7 protein-coding genes are annotated in these 7,118 nt (G+C 38.2%); 4 read left to right on the plus strand and 3 right to left on the minus strand.

Annotation, left to right across the window (positions count from 1 at the left end; genetic code table 11):
* Positions 1-84: 84 nt before the first annotated feature.
* Positions 85-693: an RNA polymerase sigma factor gene (locus GL182_RS11620; RefSeq protein WP_163379853.1), complete on the minus strand. Its 609-nt coding sequence runs from the start codon at positions 691-693 to the stop codon at positions 85-87.
* 181 nt (positions 694-874) lie between these two features.
* Here GL182_RS11620 and GL182_RS11625 point away from each other — a divergent pair, with 181 nt between their 5' ends.
* Both GL182_RS11625 and GL182_RS11630 read left to right on the plus strand, forming a co-directional pair.
* Positions 875-1,627: an acyl-CoA desaturase gene (locus tag GL182_RS11625; protein ID WP_163379854.1), complete on the plus strand. Its 753-nt coding sequence runs from the start codon at positions 875-877 to the stop codon at positions 1,625-1,627.
* Positions 1,628-1,803: 176 nt separating this feature from the next.
* Entirely contained in the window at positions 1,804-2,172 is a 369-nt protein-coding gene (locus GL182_RS11630; protein ID WP_163379855.1) for a BlaI/MecI/CopY family transcriptional regulator, read from the plus strand.
* Between the two features lie 66 nt (positions 2,173-2,238).
* Here GL182_RS11630 and GL182_RS11635 read toward each other — a convergent pair whose 3' ends face one another.
* Together GL182_RS11635 and GL182_RS11640 are read right to left on the minus strand one after the other, a co-directional pair.
* Positions 2,239-3,636 carry a UDP-glucose 6-dehydrogenase gene (locus tag GL182_RS11635; protein WP_163379856.1) on the minus strand — a complete coding sequence of 466 codons (1,398 nt, stop codon included), beginning with the start codon at positions 3,634-3,636 and terminating at the stop codon, positions 2,239-2,241.
* Positions 3,637-3,846: 210 nt separating this feature from the next.
* Positions 3,847-5,226 (minus strand): exopolysaccharide biosynthesis polyprenyl glycosylphosphotransferase, encoded by a 1,380-nt coding sequence (locus GL182_RS11640; protein ID WP_163379857.1) that lies wholly within the window; start codon positions 5,224-5,226, stop codon positions 3,847-3,849.
* 123 nt (positions 5,227-5,349) lie between these two features.
* Between GL182_RS11640 and GL182_RS11645 the strand changes: the two genes are divergently transcribed.
* Complete coding sequence (locus GL182_RS11645; RefSeq protein WP_163379858.1) at positions 5,350-5,529, plus strand: hypothetical protein; 180 nt, start codon at positions 5,350-5,352, stop codon at positions 5,527-5,529.
* Between the two features lie 160 nt (positions 5,530-5,689).
* Entirely contained in the window at positions 5,690-7,075 is a 1,386-nt protein-coding gene (locus GL182_RS11650; protein WP_163379859.1) for an undecaprenyl-phosphate glucose phosphotransferase, read from the plus strand.
* Positions 7,076-7,118: the final 43 nt, after the last annotated feature.

Raw genomic sequence — 7,118 nt, forward strand, 5'->3', positions numbered from 1 at the left:
ATGACATCATAATTAGAAAAAAAAATCACGAAAATTTTATTTTGGGTATTCAAAAAAATACGTTTTCTACTTGCCGAACAATAGTTAAAGTGCCGATTTTAAGGTAGCAATGGCCTGATAGACAAGGTTTCTGGCGGATTTAACATGGGACAAACCCATTAATTCACTGATTTGGTGGTAAGGCAGGCTTTCAAAGTAAAAATAATAAAGGGCTTCTTTTTTTCTTCCTGATAGCTTTTCCAATGCCTGATTCAGCTGTAGCGCCTGTTCTTCATGAATTTGCTGATCTATCAATACCTGCTCATGAGAATAAATGATGAAGAAGGGCTCATGACCCAGGCATGCGATGGTCTTTTTGGATTTTCCCATTTCCCGGACCAACTTTCTTTTCAGGCATTTCATCAGGTAAAATTTGATGCAATTGGTATCTCCCAAACCTGCTCTTTTGAGCCTAATTTTAATAAAAACGTCCTGAATGCAGTCTTCCGTAAGCTGGGGCTGACCGGAAAGCCTGTACCCATAGTTAAAAAGTTGCTCGAAATGCTGTTCATAGATTTTGATAAAGGCAGTTTCACTGCCTTGCCTGAATTGGTTCCATAAGTCAGCGTCAGTCTCTTCTGAAACCGGTTTTGGCCTATGGAGGCCCAAATCTTTGTCCTCAGCTAGATCGGTATATTTTTTGGGTTTATTCATTTTAAACTTAAATGTAATCCATTATGTTAACAAATAAAAAAATAGGTACCATATACCCCTTCCGCCAATATCCATTAAGATGAATTAAATCACCTTTTATAAAAAATCTTGTTTTGGGTGCCCTTAAAAAAAAAATTGGATTTAAATTTACAGTAATTATTATCAACAAATTTTACAGCTAGTGATTCTACTACTTCTATTTCTAATGCATTGGTATTTCTCTTTGTTTTGTCAAAGTTTTTTCCTGCACCGATATGCAGCACACCAAATGTTTATCATGAGTAAATTCTGGGAAAAATTCTTTTACGTCTTTACCTGGATTGCTCAGGGTAGTTCGTATTTGTCTCCCAGGGCTTATGCCATCCTGCACCGGATGCACCATGCATACAGCGATACGCCTAATGATCCCCATAGCCCACACCATACAGAAAACCTGTTTACCATGATGTGGAAAACAAAAAAAATCTACAATGAACATTTCACATTCAAAGTAAAACCTGAAGAAAGGTTTTCCAAGGACGTTCCGGATTGGAATCGATTTGATCGATTTGCCGATACCATGGGCATAAGACTGGGCTGGGGATTGATTTACGTTTTAATTTACGTACTGTCCATCAGCGTTTTCGAATTGGCCGGCACCCATTGGTGGATGTATTTTTTATTGCCTATTCATTTCATGATGGGTCCTGTTCATGGTGCCATAGTCAATTGGAGTGGGCATAAATATGGTTATGCGAATTTTGACAATAACGACCATTCCAAAAACTCTATCTTTCTGGATTTCCTGATGCTTGGGGAATTGTTTCAAAACAATCACCACCGCCTTCCAAAACGAGTGAATTTTGCAGTCAAATGGTTTGAATTTGATCCAACCTATCCGCTTATCAAACTGCTGCATGCTTCAGGAATAATAAAAATGAAACCTGCTGCATAAAAAAAGGCTGCTGAAACCGGCAGCCTTTTCTATACTTGACCTGCAGAAAGGTAATTTTAATTATAAATACTTTTTTTTGAATAATTCCTACTAAAAAATATTTTTTTTAATAAATGTTTTGCAATTAAAAAACTAAATGGTTAAGTTCATGGAAAATCACCTACTTAATTAAAAATATGAGAGAGTTAACAAGAGCAGAAGAACAGATCATGCAGATTCTTTGGGACATTGAGAAAGGTTTTGTCAAGGATGTCCTGGAAAAAATGAGTGAGCCCAAACCAGCCTATAACACGGTATCGACGATTATACGGATATTGGAAAGGAAAGGTTTTGTCAAACACAATGCCTATGGAAAGTCTCATGAGTATTATCCCATTGTGTCGAAAGATGAATACAGGAGTTTCACCATAAACAACCTGCTTTCAGGTTATTTTAGTGGTTCTTTTGCCAAGTTGGCATCTTTTTTCGCAAAAGATGAAAAGCTTGATGTAAAGGCGGTGGAAAAAATCATGAACGAGGTGAAGGACGATGTCAAAGGCAAATAAAAAGAGTTGATTAAAAAAAGGGAGAATTTTTCAATTCTCCCTTTTTTTGTCCATCCTATGTTATTTTCAATCTGCAGTACCTATAGCGTGTACTTGAAAACCAATGGCCTTCAAAGCTTCCTTATCCAATAGGTTCCTTCCATCAAAAACATGGGCAGGTTTTAACATACCATCATAGATTTTTTGCCAATCATAGGTTTTAAACTCATCCCATTCCGTAAGAATAGCTACCGCATGTGAGCCCTCACAGACCTTGTAGGGATCTTTTCCAACCGTCAGGTTGGTTCTGTTCTCCTCAGGGCTTCGCGAACCGAGATAATCTAAATCAGAAAAAATCTGCTGTTTGTTCACCTTCGGATCATACACCTCAATATGGGATTGTTCATTCAAAAGGTGGTCGGCAACATAAATAGCAGCTGACTCTCTGGTATCATTGGTGTCTTTTTTAAAAGCCCAACCCAAAAAAGCAATTTTTTTCCCACTAACGGTATTGTACAGATTTCTGATGATTTTCTTAGCAAACCGTCTTTTCTGATGATCATTCATGATAATCACCTGTTCCCAATAGTCTGCTACTTCATGTAAGCCATAGGTCCTCGAAATATAGACCAGGTTCAAAATATCTTTTTGAAAGCAGGAGCCACCAAAACCTACGGAAGCCTTCAGAAATTTGGGACCAATGCGGGAATCGGTACCAATCGCTTTGGCTACTTCATTTACATCTGCTTCCGTATGTTCACAAAGCTCAGAAAGCGCATTGATGGAGGATACCCTTTGAGCCAAATAGGCGTTGGCTGTCAATTTTGACAATTCAGAAGACCAAACATTCGTGGTCAATATCCTCTCTTTGGGCACCCACCTCGCATACACATCTACAAGAGCCTGTATGGCTATTTTTCCCTCATCGGTCTGATCTCCCCCAATAAGTACCCGATCCGGGTCCATCAGATCGTCTACTGCTGTACCTTCAGCCAAAAATTCCGGGTTGGACAGGATTTGGAAATTCAACCCATTGCCTGTATGTGTTAAAATATCTTTCAGCGTACTGGCCGTACGGACGGGAAGGGTAGACTTCTCCACTACAATTTTATCTCCCTTGGCTACTCCTGCAATTTGACGGGCACACAATTCAATCCATTTCAGGTCAGCAGCCTGACCTTTCCCTTCCCCATAGGTTTTTGTAGGCGTATTGACAGAAATAAAAATCATTTCGGCTTCATCTATGGCCTTATCCACATCAGTAGAAAAGAATAGATTTCGTCCGCGAGCCTCCGCTACTACAGCAGACAAGCCTGGCTCATAAACCGGAATATTTTCTACATTCTCATCGTTCCAAGCTGCAATTCGGGCTTCATTGATGTCTACTACGGTAACCTTTATGTCAGGACATTTCCTGGCAATCACAGCCATGGTTGGGCCTCCAACATAGCCGGCACCTATACAACATATATTCTGAATTTTCATTTTTTATGGTTTAAAAACAGTAGATTACTAGATAATAAGACAAAATTAAGGGGAATAAAAATAAATCATTGGCCTAAAACCGGACTAGTTTTATTTAAGATTTCAAAAATAAACCATTAAGACGATTATCAAAAACAAACCCTACTTTTTGATTGGATTGGAAAGTAAAAAATTCCCCTTTCATCAAAACCATATACAATTAAAATCCGGTCAATAGGCCACTGCGTGGGTTTTTTTGCCGAACAAGGTCAAGAATATGATTTTGATGTCAAGCCAAAAAGACCAGTTTTCCAAATACCAAAGGTCGTGCAGGGTCCGCTCTTTTTTCTGCTCAAAGGTCTCTGTTGGTCCTCTCCAGCCATTGACCTGGGCCCAACCAGTTATCCCTGGCTTCAGGTAATGTCTTACCTTATAATTATTAATTGCTTTCTGAAATTCTCCTTCTAAAAATTCACGGTGTGGACGAGGGCCTACCACAGACATATCCCCAATAAGTACGTTTATAAACTGCGGAAGCTCGTCAAGGCTATACTTCCTGAGGATCTTACCCAAAGGAGTAATGCGGGGATCGTTTTTTATGGTAGATTGAATCCCATTGTTTACACTGTCATTTTGAAACATCGACCTGAATTTGTAGACTTTGAAAGGTTTTCCATATTGGCCAATCCGCTTGGGACAATAAAATACAGGTCCCCTGCTTTCAAATTTAATAGCCAAAGCCAAAGCTACAAATAAAGGAAATAGAAAAAACAACACCAGAAGAGAAAAGAGAATATCAAATGTCCTTTTCAGCCAGGAAAGGTATAATTGATCAAGGGAAAGTTGACGAACATTTAACAACAAATTGTCCCCATACATTGAAAATTTATAAGACGAACCTATAAGGGCCTGATAATCGGGCAGGTACCTAACTCTCAGGCCATAAAAGTCAGCAATCATAATGACACTTTTCGTAATGTCTACGTTATCATGTGGTATGGCTATAATGAGCTCATGCACCTTATTATTCCTGATAAAATCATCCAGGTGGCCCAGATTACCCAATACCTGCAGGTCTGAAGGAGCTACACCAGGGCAGGCGTGTATATAACCTTTTACCTTATGCCCAAAATCAATATTCTCTGTGTAATAATTTCCAATTTTTCTGGCCGTCTCACCAGTACCTACAATGATTATATGGCGTAGGTTTTTACCTCTTTTCCGATAGGCTTTTACGGCATTCAATACCAGAAAATTATTAAGCAAGCCCAATAGAGAAAAGCAAGCCAAAAATATAAAAGCCATTTCCCTGGCATAAACCGGAAAATTAAACAACAAAAACACCATGGCCATTAGGGCTGAAAAAATAAAAAGGCTCTTGCAATAATTGATAAACCGCAAGTAGTGCCGGTTGTGCAGGTGGATGAAATATAACCGTTGAACAAATGCTATCGTCAACCAAAAAACCAGGTAGAGTCCCAATACCTGATAATCATCGCGGGCAATGGGACCAGCTACAAAAAACTTTCTTACTGACAGGAACACCACCGCCAAAGTAAAAATATCAGTGATTTTGTATAACAATGAAAGCTTTTGATCTGATTTAATCATTTTCCAAACCTGGGTTTAAAAATTACCTGCCTTTTGGGTTTAGTACAAATATCAGGTAAAAGAGAAGGCAAATTTATTATAAAAATTTAATTTTTAATCATAATTAAAAATTTTTTCTTCAAAATGGGATTAATCAAAAATGGAATCGTGAAAAAAACTAAAGGATTATTAAGTCACTTTCTACCAGTAAAATTGATGGACTTGAAACATGATGCGGCTGCTCATTTTGAAACCATTTACAGAGAAAAAAGAAAAAAAATCACAATAATTTTTAATCCAATGCACATCCGCATTATTTCCTAATCTCATAAACAGCTAACAATGAACCTTTTTCAATCTTCTAAGCTTTACCCTCCCGCCTTTATCCGGGGAATTAATCAAAAGTACCCTTTATTCCTCTTTCAAAAACAAAATGATTTGCTATATTTATTTAATAAAAAAATACTCATCTTTTCAGGTTGTCATGACCAAATCCGACCAACAACTAGCCTTTCTCTATTTCGCAGTAGACTTATTTCTTTTAATAGGATGCTTTTTAACCAGTCAATTTTTCTTTGGGCCAACCGTTTTTCCAGGCAGGTTGGAATGGGTTGTTTTGTTATCCATCATGGTACTTTGGATAGGAATAGGCTATTTCAGAAGGCTTTATTTTATCCACCTGCATAACAGCATCAGGTACCGGCTCGTCAACTACATCAAATCATATTTTATTCTTTTAGGTATCATTTCAATAGCCTATCTGGTCACCCGTGTTTATGATAAAGACAGAAACCTGGTAATGGCATTTGTTATCGGGTTTCCGGTAATCAGTCTTCTGGTAAATATTTTTCTAATCAAGCTCATCAGTAATTTGAGACGAAAAGGTATCAATATCAGAAATACCATCATCATAGGTGTGGGGCAAGTAGCCGCAAAAATGGACCATTATTTTAAATCAAATCCGGATTTGGGATATGCTATTTCAGGTTTTGTTTATGCAGATGATGAAAAGGTCACTGTACCAGAAAAAAAAATCATTGGAAATTTATCTCAAATCCACCACCTGATAGAATTCTATCAGGTAGATGAAGTCATCATAGCCCTCCCCTACCACTCTTCATCAAAAATTAAAATTGCCATAAAAGCAGCTGATTATCATGGCATCAGGGTAAAATATGTACCGGATTATTATGGGCTTTTTGGTGGGCCATTTAAAATTACCAGGTATGGGGAATTGGATGTACTCAATGTCCGACAGATATCGCTGGATGAAATTTATGCCTCTTTTTTTAAAAGGGTTTTTGATATTTTTTTCTCTCTGGGAGTGATGGTTTTACTTTCTCCACTTTTTTTATGGATCGCTTTCAAAATCCAGCAAGAAAGCCCAGGCCCTATATTCTATAAACCTATTAGGGTGGGGCGCTCCGGGAAAGCCATCAAAGTCTATAAATTTCGTTCCATGGTACACTGCGATGACCAGAAGAATGGTACCCAATCAACTGTAGCCAAAGACCCCAGAATCACAAAAATTGGTCGGTTTTTGAGAAAATACAGCCTGGACGAACTGCCCCAGTTTTACAATGTATTAAAGGGAGATATGTCAGTGGTTGGCCCAAGGCCACACAGAAGTTACCTGAACCAAAAAATGCAGGAAGAAGTAAGCGGTTATATGATACGCCATTACCTGAAACCCGGAATTACCGGCTGGGCTCAGGTAAATGGATGGAGAGGGCCTACTGAAACGGAAGAACAACGAAAAGAAAGAACCAAACACGATCTCTGGTACCTCGAAAATTGGAGCATCTGGTTGGATTTTAAAATCATCTGGCTTACCATTTTTGGAAAAAAAACCCATCAAAAAGCATTCTAACCCGAATTGTATTTTTAAAATTTGGACAACTTGGGGTACTCAT

Source organism: Cyclobacterium sp. SYSU L10401 (assembly GCF_010993705.1).
In the GTDB taxonomy this organism is placed as follows: Bacteria; Bacteroidota; Bacteroidia; order Cytophagales; family Cyclobacteriaceae; genus Cyclobacterium.

What these genes read in the sequence shown, in the direction of transcription:
- GL182_RS11645 (WP_163379858.1), top strand. Translation starts at nt 5,350, where the DNA reads ATGGGATTAATCAAAAATGGAATCGTGAAAAAAACTAAAGGATTATTA.
- GL182_RS11630 (WP_163379855.1), top strand. Translation starts at nt 1,804, where the DNA reads ATGAGAGAGTTAACAAGAGCAGAAGAACAGATCATGCAGATTCTTTGG.
- GL182_RS11650 (WP_163379859.1), top strand. Translation starts at nt 5,690, where the DNA reads ATGACCAAATCCGACCAACAACTAGCCTTTCTCTATTTCGCAGTAGAC.
- GL182_RS11635 (WP_163379856.1), bottom strand. Translation starts at nt 3,636, where the DNA reads ATGAAAATTCAGAATATATGTTGTATAGGTGCCGGCTATGTTGGAGGC.
- GL182_RS11640 (WP_163379857.1), bottom strand. Translation starts at nt 5,226, where the DNA reads ATGATTAAATCAGATCAAAAGCTTTCATTGTTATACAAAATCACTGAT.
- GL182_RS11620 (WP_163379853.1), bottom strand. Translation starts at nt 693, where the DNA reads ATGAATAAACCCAAAAAATATACCGATCTAGCTGAGGACAAAGATTTG.